General features: G+C 66.7%; 23 protein-coding genes. 7 read left to right on the top strand and 16 right to left on the bottom strand.

The annotated features are described in order from the left end of the window. Nucleotides 1-163: 163 nt before the first annotated feature. The 6 genes from yihA to GRI40_RS07625 form a co-directional block, all read right to left on the bottom strand. Nucleotides 164-820 carry a ribosome biogenesis GTP-binding protein YihA/YsxC gene (gene yihA, locus GRI40_RS07600; protein WP_160610766.1) on the bottom strand — a complete coding sequence of 219 codons (657 nt, stop codon included), beginning with the start codon at nt 818-820 and terminating at the stop codon, nt 164-166. After that, nucleotides 817-2,580: a membrane protein insertase YidC gene (yidC, locus tag GRI40_RS07605; protein WP_160610767.1), complete on the bottom strand. Its 1,764-nt coding sequence runs from the start codon at nt 2,578-2,580 to the stop codon at nt 817-819. The genes yihA and yidC overlap by 4 nt, the downstream gene beginning before the upstream one ends. A gap of 54 nt (nt 2,581-2,634) precedes the next feature. Further along, complete coding sequence (gene yidD, locus GRI40_RS07610) at nt 2,635-2,844, bottom strand: membrane protein insertion efficiency factor YidD (RefSeq protein WP_160610768.1); 210 nt, start codon at nt 2,842-2,844, stop codon at nt 2,635-2,637. After that, nucleotides 2,841-3,203, bottom strand: coding sequence for a ribonuclease P protein component (rnpA, locus tag GRI40_RS07615; RefSeq protein ID WP_160610769.1), 363 nt, complete (start codon nt 3,201-3,203; stop codon nt 2,841-2,843). The genes yidD and rnpA overlap by 4 nt, the downstream gene beginning before the upstream one ends. 163 nt (nt 3,204-3,366) lie before the next feature. Continuing rightward, a complete protein-coding gene (gene rpmH / locus GRI40_RS07620) occupies nt 3,367-3,501 on the bottom strand; it encodes a 50S ribosomal protein L34 (protein WP_057884309.1) in 135 nt (44 codons plus the stop codon). Between the two features lie 82 nt (nt 3,502-3,583). Next, nucleotides 3,584-4,303, bottom strand: coding sequence for an alpha/beta hydrolase (locus GRI40_RS07625; RefSeq protein ID WP_202390158.1), 720 nt, complete (start codon nt 4,301-4,303; stop codon nt 3,584-3,586). 148 nt (nt 4,304-4,451) lie between these two features. Between GRI40_RS07625 and GRI40_RS07630 the strand changes: the two genes are divergently transcribed. Both GRI40_RS07630 and GRI40_RS07635 read left to right on the top strand, forming a co-directional pair. Beyond that, on the top strand, nt 4,452-5,960 hold the full coding sequence (locus GRI40_RS07630) for a YifB family Mg chelatase-like AAA ATPase (protein WP_160610770.1): 1,509 nt from the start codon (nt 4,452-4,454) through the stop codon (nt 5,958-5,960). A gap of 92 nt (nt 5,961-6,052) precedes the next feature. Further along, nucleotides 6,053-6,877 (top strand): hypothetical protein, encoded by an 825-nt coding sequence (locus tag GRI40_RS07635; protein WP_160610771.1) that lies wholly within the window; start codon nt 6,053-6,055, stop codon nt 6,875-6,877. Nucleotides 6,878-6,979: 102 nt separating this feature from the next. On the opposite strand, the gene GRI40_RS07640 is transcribed toward GRI40_RS07635, so the two are convergent. After that, the gene (locus tag GRI40_RS07640; RefSeq protein WP_160610772.1) at nt 6,980-7,534 is read right to left on the bottom strand and encodes a winged helix-turn-helix transcriptional regulator; all 555 of its coding nucleotides are present in this window, start codon (nt 7,532-7,534) and stop codon (nt 6,980-6,982) included. Nucleotides 7,535-7,688: 154 nt separating this feature from the next. Between GRI40_RS07640 and GRI40_RS07645 the strand changes: the two genes are divergently transcribed. Further along, complete coding sequence (locus tag GRI40_RS07645) at nt 7,689-8,030, top strand: CC_3452 family protein (RefSeq protein ID WP_160610773.1); 342 nt, start codon at nt 7,689-7,691, stop codon at nt 8,028-8,030. 78 nt (nt 8,031-8,108) lie between these two features. On the opposite strand, the gene GRI40_RS07650 is transcribed toward GRI40_RS07645, so the two are convergent. The 3 genes from GRI40_RS07650 to galE all read right to left on the bottom strand — a co-directional run bounded on the left by GRI40_RS07650 (nt 8,109) and on the right by galE (nt 10,090). After that, on the bottom strand, nt 8,109-8,756 hold the full coding sequence (locus GRI40_RS07650; protein WP_160610774.1) for an HAD-IA family hydrolase: 648 nt from the start codon (nt 8,754-8,756) through the stop codon (nt 8,109-8,111). Between the two features lie 72 nt (nt 8,757-8,828). Then, the gene (gene ykgO / locus GRI40_RS07655; RefSeq protein WP_029941846.1) at nt 8,829-8,954 is read right to left on the bottom strand and encodes a type B 50S ribosomal protein L36; all 126 of its coding nucleotides are present in this window, start codon (nt 8,952-8,954) and stop codon (nt 8,829-8,831) included. A 101-nt stretch (nt 8,955-9,055) separates the two neighbouring features. Further along, on the bottom strand, nt 9,056-10,090 hold the full coding sequence (galE, locus tag GRI40_RS07660) for a UDP-glucose 4-epimerase GalE (RefSeq protein WP_160610775.1): 1,035 nt from the start codon (nt 10,088-10,090) through the stop codon (nt 9,056-9,058). A gap of 128 nt (nt 10,091-10,218) precedes the next feature. On the opposite strand from galE, the gene GRI40_RS07665 reads away from it, so the two are divergent. Then, nucleotides 10,219-10,827 (top strand): DUF4136 domain-containing protein, encoded by a 609-nt coding sequence (locus GRI40_RS07665; protein WP_160610776.1) that lies wholly within the window; start codon nt 10,219-10,221, stop codon nt 10,825-10,827. Beyond that, nucleotides 10,824-11,984, top strand: coding sequence for a M14 family metallopeptidase (locus GRI40_RS07670; protein WP_202390160.1), 1,161 nt, complete (start codon nt 10,824-10,826; stop codon nt 11,982-11,984). Before GRI40_RS07665 ends, GRI40_RS07670 begins: the two co-directional genes overlap by 4 nt. 4 nt (nt 11,985-11,988) lie before the next feature. Here the strand turns inward: GRI40_RS07670 and GRI40_RS07675 are convergent, their stop codons facing one another. Genes GRI40_RS07675 through GRI40_RS07690 form a run of 4 tightly spaced genes read right to left on the bottom strand, consistent with a single transcriptional unit; the run spans nt 11,989 to nt 14,659 of the window. Then, entirely contained in the window at nt 11,989-13,026 is a 1,038-nt protein-coding gene (locus GRI40_RS07675) for a S66 peptidase family protein (RefSeq protein ID WP_160610777.1), read from the bottom strand. Beyond that, nucleotides 13,023-13,439, bottom strand: coding sequence for a cytidine deaminase (locus GRI40_RS07680; RefSeq protein ID WP_160610778.1), 417 nt, complete (start codon nt 13,437-13,439; stop codon nt 13,023-13,025). The genes GRI40_RS07675 and GRI40_RS07680 overlap by 4 nt, the downstream gene beginning before the upstream one ends. Before the next feature lie 20 nt (nt 13,440-13,459). After that, on the bottom strand, nt 13,460-14,158 hold the full coding sequence (locus GRI40_RS07685) for a GH25 family lysozyme (RefSeq protein ID WP_160610779.1): 699 nt from the start codon (nt 14,156-14,158) through the stop codon (nt 13,460-13,462). An 18-nt stretch (nt 14,159-14,176) separates the two neighbouring features. After that, nucleotides 14,177-14,659: a UPF0262 family protein gene (locus tag GRI40_RS07690; protein WP_160610780.1), complete on the bottom strand. Its 483-nt coding sequence runs from the start codon at nt 14,657-14,659 to the stop codon at nt 14,177-14,179. 135 nt (nt 14,660-14,794) lie between these two features. On the opposite strand from GRI40_RS07690, the gene GRI40_RS07695 reads away from it, so the two are divergent. Continuing rightward, nucleotides 14,795-16,309 carry a replicative DNA helicase gene (locus GRI40_RS07695; RefSeq protein WP_160610781.1) on the top strand — a complete coding sequence of 505 codons (1,515 nt, stop codon included), beginning with the start codon at nt 14,795-14,797 and terminating at the stop codon, nt 16,307-16,309. Here the strand turns inward: GRI40_RS07695 and GRI40_RS07700 are convergent. Then, nucleotides 16,306-17,457, bottom strand: a complete 1,152-nt coding sequence (locus GRI40_RS07700; protein WP_160610782.1) for a phospholipase D-like domain-containing protein — start codon at nt 17,455-17,457, stop codon at nt 16,306-16,308. The genes GRI40_RS07695 and GRI40_RS07700 overlap by 4 nt on opposite strands. A gap of 90 nt (nt 17,458-17,547) precedes the next feature. Between GRI40_RS07700 and rpoZ the strand changes: the two genes are divergently transcribed. Continuing rightward, nucleotides 17,548-17,892 (top strand): DNA-directed RNA polymerase subunit omega, encoded by a 345-nt coding sequence (gene rpoZ, locus GRI40_RS07705; protein WP_160610783.1) that lies wholly within the window; start codon nt 17,548-17,550, stop codon nt 17,890-17,892. 83 nt (nt 17,893-17,975) lie between these two features. Here the strand turns inward: rpoZ and GRI40_RS07710 are convergent, their stop codons facing one another. Further along, nucleotides 17,976-18,224, bottom strand: a complete 249-nt coding sequence (locus GRI40_RS07710) for a DUF3072 domain-containing protein (RefSeq protein WP_160610784.1) — start codon at nt 18,222-18,224, stop codon at nt 17,976-17,978. Nucleotides 18,225-18,243: the final 19 nt, after the last annotated feature.

Raw genomic sequence — 18,243 nt, forward strand, 5'->3', positions numbered from 1 at the left:
CGCGCCGGAGCACCGCGGGGTGGTCAGGCCTACCTGTCCGCCAGATTAACGAACCTACTCAATCCCTGGGTGCGAGGGCGGCTTGCGCGTTCCGTGCGATGAAGCGTTTGCGTGCGGTGCCCGCCAGGCGAACGCCGAATCGCACTCAGGTTGCGCAGTCCTCTTAGCTTTCCGCGTCGGCAAGCACTGCCGCGCGTAGCTCTGCCACGCCCATGCCCTTCTCGCTTGACGTCACATGCACCTGGGGAAAGGCGGCGGTGCGTTTGCGGGCTTCTGCCTCGGTCGCCGCGTGCACGGCGGCAAGCTCGGACGCCTTGATCTTGTCCGCCTTGGTAAGGACGAGGCGATAGCCGACAGCCGCTTCGTCCAGCAGCTTCATCATGTCGCGGTCCACGTCCTTCACCCCGTGGCGGCTGTCGATCAGTACCAGCGTGCGCTTCAGCACTTGCCGGCCGCGCAGGAAGTCGCGCACCAGCATCTTCCACCGCTCGACGACCTTGATCGGCGCCTTGGCGAAGCCGTAGCCGGGCATGTCCACCAGCCGCAGAGCCAGCGGCTCGCCCACCTCGAAGAAGTTCAGCTCCTGCGTCCGCCCCGGCGTGACGGAGGCGCGCGCCAGGCTTTTGCGGCCCGTGAGTGCGTTGAGTAGCGAACTCTTGCCCACATTGGACCGCCCGGCGAAGGCGATTTCGGGGACGACCGGGTCGGGCAGGAACTTGAGCTGAGGGGCCGAGAGCAGGAACTCCACCCGCCCCGTCAGCAGCTTGCGCGCGCGCTCGGAAAGTTCGGCAAGCTCGTCGTCGCCCGTGTCCTCGCTCACCCCTTCACCTTGGCATCGCGGGCCGTTTCCCGTTCGCGATCTTCCTTGTCCTTCACCGCCTGCGCGCGCAGCTGCGGGTGCTTGGAATAGAGGTAGCTCTGCTGCGCCAGGGTCAGCAGGTTGTTGGTGATCCAGTAGATCAGCAGGCCCGCGGCGAACGGCGCCATCACGAACATCAGGATCCACGGCATGAACTGGAACATCTGCTGCTGGATGGGGTCGGCCGCGGGCGGGTTGAGGCGGAAGGTCGCCCACATGGATATGCCCAGCAGGATTGCGAGCACGCCGATGGCGAGGAACCCGGGCGGGGTGAACGGCAACAGGCCGAACAGGTTGAGTACATGCGCCGGATCGGGGGCCGAAAGGTCCTGGATCCACAGCGCGAACGGCTTGTGCCGCATCTCGATGCCGACCATCAGGACCTTGTACAGGCCGTAGAAGATCGGAATCTGCAGCAGGATCGGCAGGCACCCGGCCAGCGGGTTGACGCCTTCCGACTTGTAGAGCGCCATGATTTCCTGCTGCGCCTTGGGCTTGTCGTCCTTGTAGCGTTCCTGGATCGCCTTCATTTTCGGCTGGATCGCACGCATCGCAGCCATGCTGGCGAACTGCTTCTGCGCGATGGGGAACATGACCGCGCGCACGATCACCGTCAGCAGGATGATCGCCAGGCCAAAATTGTGCACCAGGTCATACAGGACGCGCAGCAGCCACAGGATCGGCTTTTCGACAATGCCGAACCAGCCCCAGTCGATCGCGTTGACGAACTGCGGGATGCCGGCCGATTCGTATTCCGCGAGGATCGTGCTTTCCTTCGCCCCGGCGAAGAGCCGGGTGACGCGCGCGATCTGGCGGCCCGACGGCACGGTAACCGGGTCGTAGATGACGTCCGCCCGCACGGTATCGCCGCCCGCTGCGCGGAAATCAGCGTCGACCCCGGTGCCGGTCTGCGGAATGAGCGCCGACAGCCAGTAGATGTCAGTGAAGCCGAGCCAGCGCGCGCTGCCTTCCGGAGAAACACGGCCAGCTTCGGTCACGTCGGAATAATCGGTGCTGAAATCGACCCCCTCGCCGAAGTAGCCGATCGGGCCGGAATGCATCGTCCACTGATCGAGGCTGGCGGTGGCGCTGGTCCGGTTGATGAGCGCATATGGCCGCACCACGATCGGCCCGCCGCCGCGGTTGGCCACCGTCTGCTTGGCAGTGATGAGGTACTTTTCATCGACGGTGAGTTCGATCCCGAAGCGCTGGCCCTGGCCGTTGTCCCAAGTAAGGGTGACCGGTTTGCCGGGGGCAAGCGGACCGCCGGTCGCCTGCCATGCAGTGCGCGCATCGGGCACCCTGACCCCTTCGCCCACCCAGCCAAACTGCGCGAAGTGCTGCGCCGGCGTCCCAAGCGGACTGAACAGGCGCACCGGGCCGGAATCCCTGTCCACTTCTTGCCGGTGCCCCGTCAGCGTCAGATCGTCGATCCGCGCGCCAATCAGGTCGATGGAGCCCGCAATCGCGGGAGCCGCAATTGCGACGCGCTGCGGACTGGCGAGGGCGGTGCGCAAGTCGCGCCGCTCCGCCGCCATCGCGGCCGGATCCGTCAATCCACCTTCGCGGGTATGCCTGGGCGCGGTGGCGGGCGTCGCCGCCTGGTCGCGACGCACTTCTTCGACCGGCTGGGGATAGAACCAATTGATGCCGGCTTCCCAGCCGAACAGCAGCAGGCCGCACAGGAGCACGGCGAGGAGAAGGTTGCGCTGGTTGTGCAAGGAAAGTCGATCCCGGTTCGTTTAAGCGTGTGGTCAAGGAAGTTCGTCTGGTGGTCAGGGCACCGGGTCGTAGCCGTGCCCGCCCCAGGGGTGGCAGCGCATTATACGTTTCGCCGCGATCCATCCACCCTTCAATGCGCCGTGCTTCCCCAGAGCCTCGATCGCATATTCGGAACACGAGGGAGCATAGCGGCAGGACGGCGGGAGTACCCGGCTAGGCCCCCACTGCCACGCGCGCGCGACGAAAATCAGCGCCCGTCTCATGCCCGCTTCCGGCGGCGCGGAGGATCGCCCTTCCCCGCCGCGGCACGCGCCAGCGCGGCAGCGAGCTCTTCGGAAAGTTTGCCGAAATCGCGCTCCACCCCGCCATCGCGGCCAATCAGCACGTGATCGTGATCGGCAAGGCCGGCATCCGGCAACTGGGTGCGCAAGAGTTCGCGAAAGCGGCGCTTCATTCGATTGCGGACCACCGCGTTGCCGATCTTCTTGGTGACAGTGACCCCGAAACGCTTGCCGCGGCCGCCGTTGGGATGCGCGAGCAACACGAACCCCGGCCGTGCGACCCGCAGGCCGCGATTCGCCGCGAGAAAATCGGCCCGCTTGCGGATGGTCTCAACGCTCATCAAAGGCGATATAGAGAACTAACACACCGCATGGAAGGTGCACATGGAAACGGGCTCCCGATCGGGGAGCCCGCGATGCCGTCCGACGTCTGCTTCAGCCCGAAGGCGAGGCAGGAGAGTGGCGGCGAGAGCGGACGCGCGGCGGCGCGTCCGATGAGACCTGTCAGGCGCAGAGCTTCTTGCGACCGCGAGCGCGGCGTGCCCGCAGGACCTTGCGGCCGCCGGGAGTCGCCTTGCGGGCGAAGAAGCCGTGGCGACGGGCGCGCACGAGATTGCTGGGCTGGAACGTCCGCTTCATCGGATCCTCGGTATCTCTCAAACGAAAAAGGGGCGACCCGCACAGCCCGAAAGGCTCGGCAGTCGCCGTCAGGGGCGCGCAACTATGGGAAGCCGGGGTTCAAGTCAAGCTGGGCCATCGCACGCGCACTCTCATCTGCCGCGAGAGGTGCGGCGTCACCCGGCGCATCGGAGATCCACGCGCGCATTTCATTCGCCGTCAGCCATCGTGCGTCGGCGTTGGCCACGGCGTTGGTCATTGCATAGAACGCCTGGGGATGCGCAAGGCCCATTTCGCGGTAGTAATCGAGGTAAGCGCGATTGGCGGGCGAATCGGCGGCAAAGTCCTCCGGCTCGCGACCGTCGCTATCGCGCCAGGCGTGGACTGCGAACTCTGCCCCGTCTGCGATCGAGCGCGTCCGTCCTGCTAGGAACAACTCCACTGCGCCCGACCGCACCGAACCGTTCGCCGGCACGTGAGTGGAAAGGCCCGCGGCACGAATCATTCGCCCCAGGCTCAGGTTCGCAGCATCGTTATCCGTGCCGGGGCACTCCACCATCTCGATTACGGCGATGCCCGGGTTGTCGCGGAGCATGGCTGCGAAGGCCTGCGGGCTTGCGCCATCGGTCGCATCGACCAGCGCCGCGCGACGCCCGTCGAGCACGCGGAAAGGTCCATAGGCCGCGCCGTTGACTACGGCTTCGGCTTTATCAGCGTACTCGGTAAACTCCGTGGCCGACACCATATACCGCGACTGCGCGGCGCCAGGCACGGTGTACGCGACTCCGGTGGACAGCAGCAGGGCGGCAGCAAGGATGCGCATCAGGGCAAAATCGCGTCCGCGTGCTTGCCAAATCGCCAACCGCTATGCTTGCGGAAACGTTCATCATTCCAGCAGCCGCCACTCGACTTGCTGGCCGATTGCGGCCACAAGCAGCGCGGCTGCACAGGGATGCGGCGCAGGGGGTTTCATGGTCGCACTGGTCCGGACGGTGGCCTATCTGGGGCTGGAGGCGCGGGCCGTTGAGGTGCAGTGCCAGGTGGCCCCCGGCCTGCCTCGCTTCACCCTGGTCGGGCTACCAGACAAGGCGGTGGGCGAAAGCAAGGAACGGGTGCAAGCGGCGCTGTCGGCCATGGGCCTGTCGCTCCCGCCCAAGCGGATCACCATAAACCTTTCGCCGGCGGACCTGCCCAAGGAAGGCAGCCATTTCGATCTGCCGATCGCGCTCGCCCTTCTGGCGGCGATGGGCGTGACCGATAGTGAACAACTCGGTGATTGGATCGCGGTCGGGGAACTGGCGCTCGACGGTCGCGTCGCGCCATCGCCGGGCGTCCTTCTGGCCGCGCTGCACGCCAGCCAGGCGGAAGCCGGTCTGATCTGCCCCGCCGCGCAAGGCAGCGAGGCACGGTGGGCGAGCGGCGTGCCGGTTCTCGCCGCACCCGACCTCGTCAGCCTGCTCAACCACCTGAAAGGTACGCAGCACCTGCCTGACCCGCCGCCCGGCGAAGTGGAGGAGCCCGGCTACGGACCGGACTTGCGCCAGGTGACGGGCCAGGAAACTGCCAAGCGCGCGCTGGAGATCGCGGCCGCCGGGGGTCACAACCTGTTGATGAGCGGACCGCCAGGCGCAGGCAAGTCTCTGATGGCGAGCTGTCTTCCCGGCATCCTGCCCCCGCTCACGCCCGCCGAGGCGCTGGAAACGAGCATGGTCGCCTCCGTCGCCGGCCTCATGGAAGGTGGCAAGATCAGTCGTGTGCGGCCCTTCCGCGCGCCGCATCACTCTGCGAGCATAGCCGCGTTGACCGGCGGAGGCCTCCGCGTGCGGCCGGGTGAGGTCAGTCTGGCGCATCTCGGCGTGCTGTTTCTTGACGAACTGCCGGAGTTTCAGCGCGCCGTGCTCGATTCGCTGCGCCAGCCGCTGGAGACGGGCAAAGTCGACGTTGCCCGCGCAAACGCGCACGTCACCTTCCCCGCGCGAGTGCAGCTCATCGCGGCGATGAACCCGTGCCGATGCGGCCACCTTGGCGATCCGGCACTCGCCTGCAGCCGCGCCCCACGATGCGCCGCCGACTACCAGAGCAAGGTGTCGGGTCCGATGCTCGACCGGATCGATCTCCACGTTGACGTCGATCCTGTTAGCGCGGCCGACCTGGCGCTTCCCCCGCCTGCGGAAGGGAGCGCGGAGGTCGCAGCGCGGGTGGCGGCGGCGCGGGCGATCCAGACCGCACGCTCGGACGAGACCGGTGCCCGTACCAATGCCGAGCTCGATGGCGCGCCGCTCGAACGCTTCGCCACTCCCGACGAGCCGGGCCGCAAGCTGCTGATGCAGGCGGCCGAGGCGATGCGGCTATCGGCGCGCGGATATACGCGGATGCTGCGCGTGGCCCGCACGATCGCGGACCTCGCGGGCGTGGACCGGATCGGGCGCATCCATGTGGCGGAAGCGCTCAGCTATCGGCGGCAGGCCCCGCGCGCCTGAGTGCCGGTGGCCCGCGCCGGGTGGCCTTGATCCCCCCGCGTGAGTAAGGCGAGCCTCCGCGCACGCACGCGCCCCAACGCCCGATGGACGCCATGACCAGCGCTTACGCCAAGACGCGCGGTATTCGCCGCAGCGCTGCCGACCATCTCGCCCGCTTCGACGTTCGCTGGCCCGGGGTCCGCCGCCGCGCCGGGGGCATGGCACTCGCGCTGGCGCTCGAATGCGGTCTCCTGCTCCTTCTATTGACATTGGGCCATTCGGTTGCAGGCGATGACGATGGCCGGGATACGCTGACGACGGTCTCCTTCGCCCCCGAGGCCGTGCCGGTCGACAGATCGAAGCCGCAGCCGCAACCAGCCGAGGAGGCCGAATCACTGTCAAGCGCTTTGCCGCCGGCCCCCGCCATGCCCCAGCGCCCGCCGCCGCTTCTGGCGCCGACCTTTCCGGCGCCGATCGAGACGCCGGAGATGTCACCGGCCGCCCCCCTCGCGAAGAGCGAGCCCACGCCGCCCGCCAGCGGCAAGGCGCGCGCGGTGATCCGCGACGACATGGCCGGTCCGATGGGCCCGCCGAACACGGGTTATCCGGGCGATTCGCAGCGGATCGCCGGCGGCGGACCTGACGGAGAGCCCCTCTACGCGGCCCGCTGGTACCGCGAACCCTATCCCGAAGAGTTGCGCGGCTACCTGTCCACCGCCAGCGGTCCGGGCTGGGCATTAATCAACTGCAAGACCGCGAGCGGCTTCCGCGTGGAGCAGTGCGTGCTGGTGGACGAGTACCCCGAAGGCTCGGGCATGGGCCGGGCCGTGCTGGGCGCGGCATGGCAGTTCAAGGTGCATCCGCCGCAGGTCGGCGGAAGGGCGATGGTGGGCGAATGGGTGCGCATCCGCATCACTTACGAAGAACGTCGGAATTAGCCTTCGACACCTCCGGTAGCTTCGGCACTCCGGCAACGTGAGGCGCACCGCGCCGACGCGCGAAAGAGAATCTAGCGCTCGTCCGGTTCTCCGGCGGGGCGGTCAGCGGGCGGCGGCGATGCGCGGCTTCGCGGCGGCATCGTCACGGCGCACGCGGTCGAACCCATCTGCCGGCGTCGCCCTGCTCCCGTCCGCGCGGCAGCCTTCGTCGGCACGGTCCACGAAGCGCAGATCCTTGGGGCCGAGCACTCTGCCATCGTGCGAAGTTATCGCGACAGGCCCAATCGCCAGCCGGTCCTGCTCGTCCACCAGCACCGGGTTCTCGTTCGCTCCGAGACCGTACTTCTGACCCCATTGGCGCAAGGCGATCATCGCCGGAAGCAGATCGAACCCTTTTTCGGTCAGGCGATATTCGATCCGTCGGCGATCGTCAGCGCAAGGTTGCCGGTCGAGGATGCCGTGCTCCACCAGCTTGGCGAGACGGTTCGACAGGATGTTCCGCGCGATACCCAGCTCGCACAGGAATTCCTCGAAATGGTAGAGGCCGTTGAAGCTCGCACGCAGGATCATGAATGACCAGCGTTCGCCCATCACCTCGAGCGCTTCCGGCAGGCCGCAGGCGGTGAGTTCCCTCAACGGTTCACGAATTTTGTCCATTCAGTCCTCTTCGACGTGGCTTCTAGCGCTGCAATCGAATCAGCACAAATTGCCAAGATAAGTTTCTGATTGCAACCTAGATGAACCCGAGTTAGGCGGGCCAAGCAATGAGTAGCGATTCGCAACTCATTTGGCATATCTAAGGATGCGACCCATGACGACTCTAAGCTCAAGCAGGGCAAAGCCTGTCGCGATCGTTGCCGCGCTGGCATGGACGACGCTTTCTCTCGGCACTGCCATCGCGCCCTCGCCTGCCCAGGGGGCCGAAGGCGTGTTCTATCGCGCCCAGCTCACGGCCCCCACTGCCAAGGCCAACGCCATCGCCGGGGGCTTGGCGTGGAAATGCGCGGACAGTTCGTGCGCGGCGGCCAAGGGTACCAGCCGCCCGGCCATCGTGTGCGCGCGACTTGCGAAGGAAGTGGGGCCCATCGCGGCGTTTACTGCCGGCGGCAAGGCGTTGGAACCCGCCGAGCTGGCACGTTGCAACGGCAACTGACCGGTCCAACCCATCTCTCCCTCCCGATGGGCGATTCTGCGCGCCCCGGCGTCGCGTCGGGGCCCGTGCGTTGGGTATTCAGATGAGGCCGCGCTCCACCAGATCGGCTTCCAGCGCTGGGGCATTGACGAAGTGGTGGACCTGCCATCCCAGCGCATGGGCTGCTGCGACGTTAGCGACATTATCGTCCACGAACAGCATGGCGTGCGGCGCATACCCGAAGCGTGACGCGGCCAGATCGAAGATCGCAGCGTCCGGCTTTGCGACCTTTTCCTCGCCGGAAACCACGATCTCACCAAACCGATCGAGCAGGGGGAATGTCGGCCGGAACTCCGCCCAGAACTCAGATCCGAAATTGGTGATCGCATAGAGCGGCACACCACGTGCATCGAGCCGTTCGACTATCTCCGAGGTGCCGGGCACCGGGCCGGGGATCGTCTCGAGAAAGCGCGTGGCATAAGCATCTACCAGTGGAGCGTGCTCCGGGTACAGCGCCTGCAGTTCCGGCACCATTTCGCCGAGTGGACGCCCGGCATCGTGTTGGAAGTGCCATTCCTCGGTCACTACGTTGGCCAGGAACCAATCGAGTTCGTCAGGATCGGCGATCAGCCTTGCGTAGAGGGCGCGCAGCTCCCACCGGATCAGCACCCGGCCTATGTCGAATACGACTGCTGCGACTGGCCCACGCTCGGTTAGCGCTAATCCGCGTCCGGCGAGTTCAGACACGCAAAAAGCCCCCGCGAATGCAGGGGCTCGTGCAACCAATGCGACCGCGGGCGCGCCGCGGTGCGGCGATCATCAGCCCTGGCGGGCCTTGAACCGGCGGTTGGTCTTGTTGATGACATAAGTCCGTCCGCGGCGGCGGATCACGCGGCAATCGCGGTGACGGTCCTTGAGGGACTTGAGGCTGTTGCGGATCTTCATGGTTCTGACCTGAAATATTTTCGGCACCGGAATTTGCGTTCCGATGCCGCCAAAAACAAGCCGCGCCCCTAGGGAAACGGAGGCGACACGTCAAGCGTGGATCAGGCGGCGCGGGCCGCGTCGCGGCGAATCGCCGTCAGGCGTTCCTCCCAGGCAAACGCGTGGCTGACGATAGTGTCGAGATCCGCGTGTCGAGGTCGCCAGGGCAGCGTGGCCATGATTCGCGCGTTGTCGGACACCAGGCAACCGGGGTCGCCCGCGCGGCGCGGCTCCATCCGCCGCTCGACCGGCCGCCCCGTGACCCGGTCCACCGCATCCAAAACCTCGAGGACGGAGAATCCCCTGCCGTAACCGCAATTGAGCCGCAACGATTGCGCGGGCTGCGCGGCGAGCGCCTCCAGCGCGCAGACGTGCGCCGCCGCAAGATCGGACACGTGGATGTAGTCCCGCACACCGGTTCCGTCCGGCGTGCCGTAGTCCGTGCCGAACACCGCAACGGACGAGCGCTTGCCCAGCGCCGCCTCGACTGCAACCTTGATGAGGTGCGTCGCCCCGTCTGTCGACTGGCCGCTGCGGCCCTGTGGGTCGGCCCCCGCCACATTGAAATAGCGCAAGGCGCAGTAGTTCATGCCGCACGCCGCCGCAGTGTCGGCCAGCATCTGCTCCGTCATCAGCTTCGACCAGCCGTACGGGTTGATGGGCACCTGAGGGCTGTCCTCGGCCACGCGATCCCTCGCCGGCACGCCGTACGTCGCGGCCGTGCTGGAGAAGATAAAATGCGGCACGCCAGCCTTTACCGCCGCCTCGATAAGGCCGCGGCTCTTGGCAGTGTTGTTGTGATAATATTTCAGCGGGTCCGCCACCGATTCGGGTACGATGATCGACCCGGCGAAGTGCATCACCGCGCGCGTGCCCTGTGTCGCGAATATGTGCGCGAGGAAGCCCGTGTCTTCGATGTCGCCGTGGAAGAACGGGACGTCATCAGGCACCGCGAATCGGAAACCGGTGGACAGGTTGTCGATCACCGCCACGGGGTACCCCGCATCCCGCAACGCGAGTACGGCGTGGCTGCCGATATAGCCTGCCCCGCCCGTGACGAGGACGGGAAGAGCGGACTTGGCAGGCGTGCTGGTCATGGCGCCGAACCTAGCCTGGCATGGTAAACAAACGGTTTGCCACGCGGGCGCCGCGTTCATCGCGTGGCCATGCCCGGCGCGATATTATGCGTTCGATTTCAGGGGCATGACTCAAAAAGGTTGGTATGATGAAGAAGGCATCCCTGCCGGCACTCGCCGCGTTTGCGCTCGCGGTTCCGGCCTCCGCCGCGACCGATGTGGCGGTCACGCGCTTCCACACCCCGCAGTCGCTGTCCGCAGCGGCGCCCGGTCCGATCGCCGTGCGCGCCGCTCCCGGCATGGAGGCCGGCACGCTTCCGATGCAGGTATGGCTCGACGCAGTCGCCGGCTCGCTGATCCGCCAGGGCTTTACCTTGGTGCCCGATGCGCCGCGGGTTGCCGAGGTGAGCCTCGACCAGGCCGTCGTGCAGCGCGAACGCGCCCGTTCGGGCAGCGGCGTCAGCGTGGGCGTGGGCGTCGGTTCGGGCGGCGGATACTATGGTCGCCGCAGCGGGCTCGACCTCGGCGTGGGCCTTGGCTTTCTTCTCGGCGGCAATCGCTCGGGCGAAGTGCTCGACAGCACGCTCGCCGTCACAATCGTCGATGCCGCCGGCACGCACTTGTGGGAAGGCCGCGCCGAAGCGAGCCCGCGTGCCGGGTCCAAGGACGCTGAGTCGCGCCGCCTCGCCAGCGAAATGGCCGGCAAGCTGTTCTCCGGCTTCCCAGGCGAATCGGGAGCGACTATCGGGGCGAAATGATCGCAACCGAAACCAGTTCGCATCCGATCCGTATCGACGCCCAGTTCGACAGCGGTAACATCGAAGTCCTCTCGATCGACGGCGCCACCGCGCGCCTGACGATCCCCGCCGACCATCAATCGGAATTCCGGCAGTGGTTCCATTTCCGCGTCACCGGCGCAGCGGGGCGGAAACTGACGCTGAAGATCGTCGATCTCGGCACCTCGGCATATCCCGAAGGCTGGCCCGGGTACCGCGCCTGTGTGTCGGAGGATCGCGATTTCTGGGGCCGGGCCGACAGCACTTATGACAAGGATGCCAACGGCGGCACGCTGACGATCACCTACACGCCCGCCAGCGGCATCGCCTGGTTCGCCTATTTCGCGCCCTATTCGATGGAACGCCACCACGATCTGGTAGCCGAAGCCGCGGCCAGCGAAGGCGTCAGCTACCGTCACCTCGGTAACACGCTCGACGGCCAGCCGATCGATTGCCTGGAGCTGGGCGAAGGCGAGAACCAGGTATGGCTCTATGCCCGCCAGCATCCCGGCGAATCCATGGCCGAATGGTGGATGGAAGGCGCGCTGGAATGCCTGACCGACCCGGCCGACCCGGTCGCACGCAAGCTGCGGCAACTGTGCACGTTCCACATCGTCCCGAACTGCAATCCCGACGGCAGCCGGCGTGGCCACTTGCGCACCAACGCGGCCGGCACCAATCTCAACCGCGAATGGCACGAGCCGAGCCCCGAAAAGTCGCCCGAGGTCCTGGCGATCCGCAACGCCATGGACGAGACCGGCGTCGATTTCGCGATGGACGTGCACGGGGACGAAGCAATCGCCGCCGTCTTCCTGGCAGGGTTCGAGGGCATCCCTTCGTGGTCCGACGCGCTGGGAGAGAAATACACGCGCTACCAGCGCATCCTGGAACGGCGCACGCCCGATTTCCAGACGGCCAAGGGTTACGAAGTCGCCCGGCCCGGTACCGCGAACCTTGCCATGAGCACCAACCAGCTCGCTGAGCGCTTCGGCGCCTGCTCGATGACGCTGGAAATGCCGTTCAAGGACAACGACGACCTGCCCGACGCGGCGCAGGGGTGGAGCCCGGAACGCAGCAAACTGCTGGCGCGCGACTGCCTGGCTAGCCTGCTCGAATGGCTGGAGACCCCGGCAGCCTGAGCCGTCAGGCGGTGATCGTCCGAAGCAGGCGAATCGTCCGCGCGTCGGCGTCGATCTCGACCGCGGCGCCGGACGGCAGGCTCAGCTGCCCCGCAACGTGGCCAATGTTGGCGCCGGTGAAGGCCGGGACGCCGAGCGGGGCGAGGTACTGGTCGATGACCGAATCGAGGGTGAACCCCGCGTAATCCGGATCGGTGCTCCGGCAACCGGTGCACTGGCCGAACACGACGCCCGCAAGCGATCCGAGCACGCCGGCGAGCCGCAGCTGCTGCAGCATCCGGTCGATGCGGTATTCAGACTCGTTGGTATCCTCGACGAACAGGATCGCGTCAGCAAAATCGGGCAGCCATCCGGTGCCCATGAAGGTGGACAGAATCGTGAGGTTGCCGCCGAGCAACGTGCCGCGCGCCGTGCCGCCGCGAATGGTGCGGCCCGCCCTGCCCGAGATCGCCTCCACCTCGGAGCCGCCCAGAACGGGCGCCTCGCCGGCGAAAGCCATGCGCCACAGGCTTTCCCAGCTCACGCGGGGCCAGCTGCTCGAGGCGTTGCCGCCGTGGATCGTCGGGAACCCGGCGCGCGCTGCGAACGCGAGGTGGAGTGCGGTCACGTCGCTATAGCCGATAAGCAGCTTGGGATTGGCACGGATCGTGTCCCAGTCGAGCAGTGGCAGGATGCGCGCTCCGCCCCAGCCGCCGCGCACCGCGAACACCGCGCGCACCGCGTCGTCGGCATACATCGCGTTGATATCGGCCGCCCGGTTGGCGTCCGTCCCCGCCAGGTATCCGTGGCGGTCGGCCGCATGGGTGCCGAAACGCGGCACCAGGCCCATGCCGCGCACCCACCATTCGGCGCGCTGAAGTCCTTCCTCCGCCTCGACCGCGCTCGACGGCGAGACGATCCCTACCGTGTCGCCGACCCGGAGGCGGGGCGGAAGGCGCCGGCCGGCACTCTTGCCGCCACGCCGGGACGCGGCGCCCGCGGGAATCGCGAATGCCGTCGCAGCCCCGCCCAGGCCCGCCATCGCCGCCCGGCGATCCATCATTTGAGGCTGGCGGGTCCAAAGGCATGCGGCAGCAGTTCGCTCATGCGGACGGTCCGTACGTTGCCAGGCGCCACGCACAGGATCGCGGGATCGGTGCCGCCGAGCTGAGCCAGCTCGCTCAGCACCTGGCGGCACCGGCCGCAGGGCGTAATAGGGTCGCCGGCGCCCTTGTCGTCAGGTCCCGTTACCGCGACCTTCACCAGACCGCCTCGCACCCCGTCGGCCATCGCCTTCGCCACGGCGACCGTCTCGGCGCAGAGGGCGAGACCATAGCTCGCATTTTCGATATTGGTACCGGTCACCACGCTGCCGTCCGCGAACAGCAGCGCGGCGCCAACCGGGTACCCGGAATAGGGCGAATAGGATTGCACGGCGGCGGCCCGGGCCGCGGCGATCAGGTCGGTGTCGGTCATGGCCGCGCTCCTAGCGCAGATCAGGGGCGCACGACCACCCAGCGCAGCGGTTGGTCCGCGGCGGGTGTCATCAGCTTGCGGTTTGCGGTCCACAGCAGCCATGGCCGCGAGGTGTACGTCGGGCGGGCGAAGGTCCCCACGACCCACAAGTTCCGCTCGATCCGGCTGGCGAGACCGTAGCGCTGCTCGAACGTACGGGAAACCTGAAGGATCGCAGGCTTGCCCGAATGCGCCTCGATCTGGTTGATGAGCGTCATCAGCTCGCTTTCGACTTGCGCGTCGCTCACCCGCGAAGGGCAATCGTCGGCCGTGCGGTCGAGCGCGACCGCGGGAGGCAGCAGGTCCTTGCGGCGCGGCACGACTACCACGAAGTTGGCCGATTGACCGTCCGCCATTTTGCACGGATCGAACCGGTGCACCGCGCCTACTTTGAGGCCGGCGGCCCGGGCGTTGGCGAAATTGGTGGCGAAAGCGGCATCCCGGCGCGTGCCGTCGCTGGCATCAAGATAGGCGAACGTGGCGCCGAGCGCCTTCAGCGTATCGAACCGCACCACCACGTCGGCCGCGCCGACCTCCGCCCCCTGATCGGGATATTCCGCGGCTTCCGGCGTCCAGTGCTGCAGCCGCCACCAGCCCCAGCCCGCGGCGAGCAGGGCGGCCAGCAGCAGCGCACCGAGCGCACGCGCGCGCCAGCCGATGCCTTTTTTCCTCCCAGCCACGAATCGCGCCCCTTCCCGTCAGCCGCGAATATGCAGCACGCAGATGAGCGTGAACAAGCGCCGTGCGGTGGGATGATCGGTTTCCACTTTCCCCGCCAGCCGATCGAGCAGAAGCTCCGCAGCATCGTTGTGGATCGCGCGCCGGGCCATGTCGATCGTCTCGATCTCGGCCGGGGTCGCCTTGCGGATCGCCTGGTAATAGCTGTCGCAGATGGCGAAATAATCTCGGATCGGCCGGCGGAAACGCGCCAGGCCCAGGACCAGCGTTTCCAGCGGCGCGCCTGCCGCGTCACCGATGGTGAGGGCGAGCCGCCCTTCCTGCACCGCGAGGCGCAGATCGTACGGGCCGTGATGCCCCGCCTCGCACGCGCGCAGTGGCTTGAACGTGTTCTCTTCGATCAAGTCGTAGATCGCGACCCGGCGTTCCTGCTCGACATCCGCGTTGCGCCACAGGATCGTGTCCTCGTCCAGCGTAATCTTCGCGATGCGGTATTCGGCCATTGCGGGCCGCTTGTCGCAGATGGGCGCGGGTGGCGGCAAGCGTTTCGCGCGGCCAGCGCTTTTGCACAGCCCTATCCCGCCATTCAGCGCACAAGCGGCTTTATGCCGGCGTCCGCTTGGACCATTGAAGCGCACATGGCCGCGACCGATCTTCTCCTCCGCCCTCAGACCACCGAATTGCCCGCGATTCGCGCCTTGCCCGCCAATATCGAGGCGGAGGCCGCGTTCCTCGGCGCCGTGCTGATCGATAATCGCGTGCTGGAAGAGCTGGGCACTCCGCTGCGGCCGCAGCACTTCTTCGAACCGGTTCACGCCCGCGTGTTCGAACGCGTGCTGACCCTCCTCGACCGCAACGCCGTGGTGACGCCTGTCACCCTCAAGCCCTATTTCGAAGCGGACGATGCGCTGAAGGAACTGGGCGGGATTACCTACCTCGCCCGGCTGACGGCGGACGGGCAGGGACTTCTCGCCCCGCGCGAACTGGCAGAGCAGATCTACGACCTTGCCCTGCTGCGCGAACTGGTGAGCGTGGGCCGCAACCTCGTGGAAGGGGCGCTCGACACCAGCGATTCGGTCGCGCCGCTCAAGCAGATCGAAGCGGCGGAGGCCGCGCTGTTCGAGGTGGCCGAGGGCGCAGCCAGCAATTCCGAAGCCTCCAGCTTCGGCATGGCGACCACCAAGGCGCTGAAACAGATTGAAAAGGCGATCGGTTCAGGCGGCCACATCGCGGGCACCACCACGGGCTTCGTTTCGATCAACGACAAGATCGGCGGCCTCCACGATTCGGACCTCGTGATCCTCGCCGGCCGTCCCGGCATGGGCAAGACCTCGCTGGCGACGAACATCGCGTTCAACTGCGCCGACCGCCTGCTGCGCGACCGCCGCGACAGCATTGACGACAAGGCGAGCGTGGGCGCAGGCGTCGCCTTCTTCAGCCTGGAAATGAGCGCCGACCAGCTGGCCACCCGCATCCTTGCGGAGACGGCCGGCATCTCCAGCGAGGCGCTACGCATGGGCAAGCTGAGCCGCGATGAATTCCAGTCGCTGTCATTCGCCAGCCAGAAGCTGGCCGAGCTGCCGCTCTATATCGACGACACGCCGGCGCTTTCCATCGCCGCGCTGCGCACGCGCGCCCGGCGCCTCAAGCGCAAGCACGATATCGGCCTGATCGTGGTCGATTACCTCCAGCTGCTCCAGGGATCGAACCGCGCCAGCGACAACCGCGTCAACGAGATTTCGGAGATCAGCCGCGGCCTCAAGACCCTTGCCAAGGAACTGGAGCTGCCGGTCATCGCGCTGTCACAGCTCAGCCGCGCCGTGGAGCAACGCGACGACAAGCGGCCGATGTTGTCGGACCTGCGCGAATCCGGCTCGATCGAACAGGACGCCGACATGGTGTGGTTCGTGTTCCGCGAGGATTACTACGTCGGCCAGCGCGAACCCAAGGTGCCGCAGGCGGATGACGACGCCAAGGCGCACGAGGCCCACGCTGCCTGGGCCAGCGAGATGGAGCGAGTGCACGGCCTCGCCGAACTCATTATCGCGAAGCAGCGCCACGGCTCCACCGGCAAGGTGCGCCTGAAGTTCGAGCCCAAGATCACCCGCTTCTCCGACCTCGCGGACGACCAGCGGTACGGCGGATACGATTAAAGGCCGAGGTTGAGGCGCCGCGTTACGGTGTAATCGACCACCGCGACCAGGAACCACGAGACGTTCCACCGCAGCCGGTTGAGCAGGCCGCCACGCGCCTTGTGCAGCGATGGCGTGATCTCGGCCGAGGCGCCGATGTGCCCGTCGATATATTCGACCAGCCGCGCGGCCAGTGCCGTGTCCTCGACGCGGATCATCACCTCCAGGTTGAGATAGAGGCTGCGCATGTCGAAATTGGCGCTGCCGAAATAGCAGACGTCATCGATAACGATCAGCTTGGTGTGGAGCTTGCACGCCTCGAACTCCCAGATGCGCGCCCGCCGCTTCAGCATGTAATCGTATAGCGATCGCGTGGCCCCGATGGTGGCTGGATTGTCGCTCTTGCCCGCAAGCACCAGGCGGGCACCATCGCGGCGTGCCACTTTGCCGATCGCCCGCATCGCGCGGTTCGAAGGCGAGAAATAGGCCATGATCATGTGCAGGCGGGCACCGCCGATCATGTCGCTTCGCACGCTCCGGGCCCAGCTCGACAGGCCGCGGGTTGGCCCGCCGATGAGGACCTGCACGGGGCCGTGGCCAGGTTGCCAGTGGCGCACCAAGCGGCGGATATGACGCCATTTCGAATGGGGGTCGCGCGTCCAGGCGTCGAGCTGGTCGAACCAGCGGGCAAGATCGCATACCGCGGTGCCTTCCATCACGATTGCCAGGTCGTTCCAGCCGTTCACCTCGGGCGGGGCGAAATAACTGTCCTCCACGTTGAAGCCGCCGACCATGGCAAAGCGCCCGTCGGCGATCACCATCTTCTGGTGGTTGCGGATGAGGTATCGCTGGCTCCATCGGGGTGAAAAACAGCAGAACGATCCCCCCGCGTCGCACATCGGGGCGAAAAACGCCTTTCGCGCATCGGCTCCGAAACCATCGACGATGAGGTTGACCTTCACCCCGCGCTCCGCCGCTCGGGTCAACGCGTCGCGCACCAGCGTTCCGCTCGCGTCTTCGGCGAAGATGTAGAAACATACGCGCAGCGAATCGCGCGCGCCGTCGATGAGGTCGATCATCGCGGCGAGCCGGTCCTTGCCGGCGGGGTAGAACGTCAGCCGGTGCCCCTGCGCCTCGGCAGTGAACGGCGGCGGATCGACGTACTGCATGGCAGGCTGCCTAGAGGCATTTTCTTGACTTGGCGACGCCCGTCCCCTAGGTCGCGCGCTTTCCCGAACACCCGTTACCCGGAGTGCCCGATGGCGCGCGTTACCGTCGAAGATTGTGTCGACAAGATTCCGAACCGCTTCGACCTCGTCCTGCTTGCCGCGCAGCGTGCGCGGGAAATCTCGGGTGGCGCCGAACTGACGATCGACCGCGACCGCGACAAGAACCCGGTCGTCGCCCTGCGAGAAATCGCGGAAGAAACGGTGCGCCCCAAGGACCTTCACGAATCCGTGGTTGTCGGCCTCCAGAAGATTCTGCCGGACGACGAGGACGAGGCGGACGAGATCGGTTCGCTCAGCCAGTCGGCCGAAGCGCTGCGCATCACCGCAGCTGCCCCCGTCCGTTCCACCAGCGTCGGCGGCGATTACGAAGGCTGAACGCCCGACTTTGCGGCCATGAAAAAAGGCCCGCGCCCTTTCGCAAATGGCGCGGGCCTTTTTCGTTGTGGCGCGCGCTTTAGCTAGCGGCCGCGCCCGGTCGTGTCCTGCAGCGCGTCGATCCGTTCAGATGCCTCGGCCTTGGTGAGGTCGGTGTCGTATGCCTTCGGATCGTGCGCTTCCTCGCTCAGGGTCTTGAGGTAGCTCGCCTGCGCACCGGTCATCGGTTCGTCGCCGGTGGTCCAGTCGGCGGGCGCCTTGACTGCGTTCGATGTCGGCTCAACCTTCGGACTTTCGCTGGGGTGGTTGTCGGTCGGGTGGCGGTCGGTCATGGCTGAATTCCCTTTCGCC

Source organism: Tsuneonella aeria (assembly GCF_009827495.1).
Lineage (GTDB): Bacteria > Pseudomonadota > Alphaproteobacteria > Sphingomonadales > Sphingomonadaceae > Tsuneonella > Tsuneonella aeria.

What these genes read in the sequence shown, in the direction of transcription:
- yidD (WP_160610768.1), bottom strand. Translation starts at nt 2,844, where the DNA reads ATGAGACGGGCGCTGATTTTCGTCGCGCGCGCGTGGCAGTGGGGGCCT.
- rnpA (WP_160610769.1), bottom strand. Translation starts at nt 3,203, where the DNA reads ATGAGCGTTGAGACCATCCGCAAGCGGGCCGATTTTCTCGCGGCGAAT.
- rpmH (WP_057884309.1), bottom strand. Translation starts at nt 3,501, where the DNA reads ATGAAGCGGACGTTCCAGCCCAGCAATCTCGTGCGCGCCCGTCGCCAC.
- GRI40_RS07625 (WP_202390158.1), bottom strand. Translation starts at nt 4,303, where the DNA reads ATGCGCATCCTTGCTGCCGCCCTGCTGCTGTCCACCGGAGTCGCGTAC.
- GRI40_RS07630 (WP_160610770.1), top strand. Translation starts at nt 4,452, where the DNA reads ATGGTCGCACTGGTCCGGACGGTGGCCTATCTGGGGCTGGAGGCGCGG.
- GRI40_RS07635 (WP_160610771.1), top strand. Translation starts at nt 6,053, where the DNA reads ATGACCAGCGCTTACGCCAAGACGCGCGGTATTCGCCGCAGCGCTGCC.
- GRI40_RS07640 (WP_160610772.1), bottom strand. Translation starts at nt 7,534, where the DNA reads ATGGACAAAATTCGTGAACCGTTGAGGGAACTCACCGCCTGCGGCCTG.
- GRI40_RS07645 (WP_160610773.1), top strand. Translation starts at nt 7,689, where the DNA reads ATGACGACTCTAAGCTCAAGCAGGGCAAAGCCTGTCGCGATCGTTGCC.
- ykgO (WP_029941846.1), bottom strand. Translation starts at nt 8,954, where the DNA reads ATGAAGATCCGCAACAGCCTCAAGTCCCTCAAGGACCGTCACCGCGAT.
- galE (WP_160610775.1), bottom strand. Translation starts at nt 10,090, where the DNA reads ATGACCAGCACGCCTGCCAAGTCCGCTCTTCCCGTCCTCGTCACGGGC.
- GRI40_RS07665 (WP_160610776.1), top strand. Translation starts at nt 10,219, where the DNA reads ATGAAGAAGGCATCCCTGCCGGCACTCGCCGCGTTTGCGCTCGCGGTT.
- GRI40_RS07670 (WP_202390160.1), top strand. Translation starts at nt 10,824, where the DNA reads ATGATCGCAACCGAAACCAGTTCGCATCCGATCCGTATCGACGCCCAG.
- GRI40_RS07675 (WP_160610777.1), bottom strand. Translation starts at nt 13,026, where the DNA reads ATGATGGATCGCCGGGCGGCGATGGCGGGCCTGGGCGGGGCTGCGACG.
- GRI40_RS07680 (WP_160610778.1), bottom strand. Translation starts at nt 13,439, where the DNA reads ATGACCGACACCGACCTGATCGCCGCGGCCCGGGCCGCCGCCGTGCAA.
- GRI40_RS07690 (WP_160610780.1), bottom strand. Translation starts at nt 14,659, where the DNA reads ATGGCCGAATACCGCATCGCGAAGATTACGCTGGACGAGGACACGATC.
- GRI40_RS07695 (WP_160610781.1), top strand. Translation starts at nt 14,795, where the DNA reads ATGGCCGCGACCGATCTTCTCCTCCGCCCTCAGACCACCGAATTGCCC.
- GRI40_RS07700 (WP_160610782.1), bottom strand. Translation starts at nt 17,457, where the DNA reads ATGCAGTACGTCGATCCGCCGCCGTTCACTGCCGAGGCGCAGGGGCAC.
- rpoZ (WP_160610783.1), top strand. Translation starts at nt 17,548, where the DNA reads ATGGCGCGCGTTACCGTCGAAGATTGTGTCGACAAGATTCCGAACCGC.
- GRI40_RS07710 (WP_160610784.1), bottom strand. Translation starts at nt 18,224, where the DNA reads ATGACCGACCGCCACCCGACCGACAACCACCCCAGCGAAAGTCCGAAG.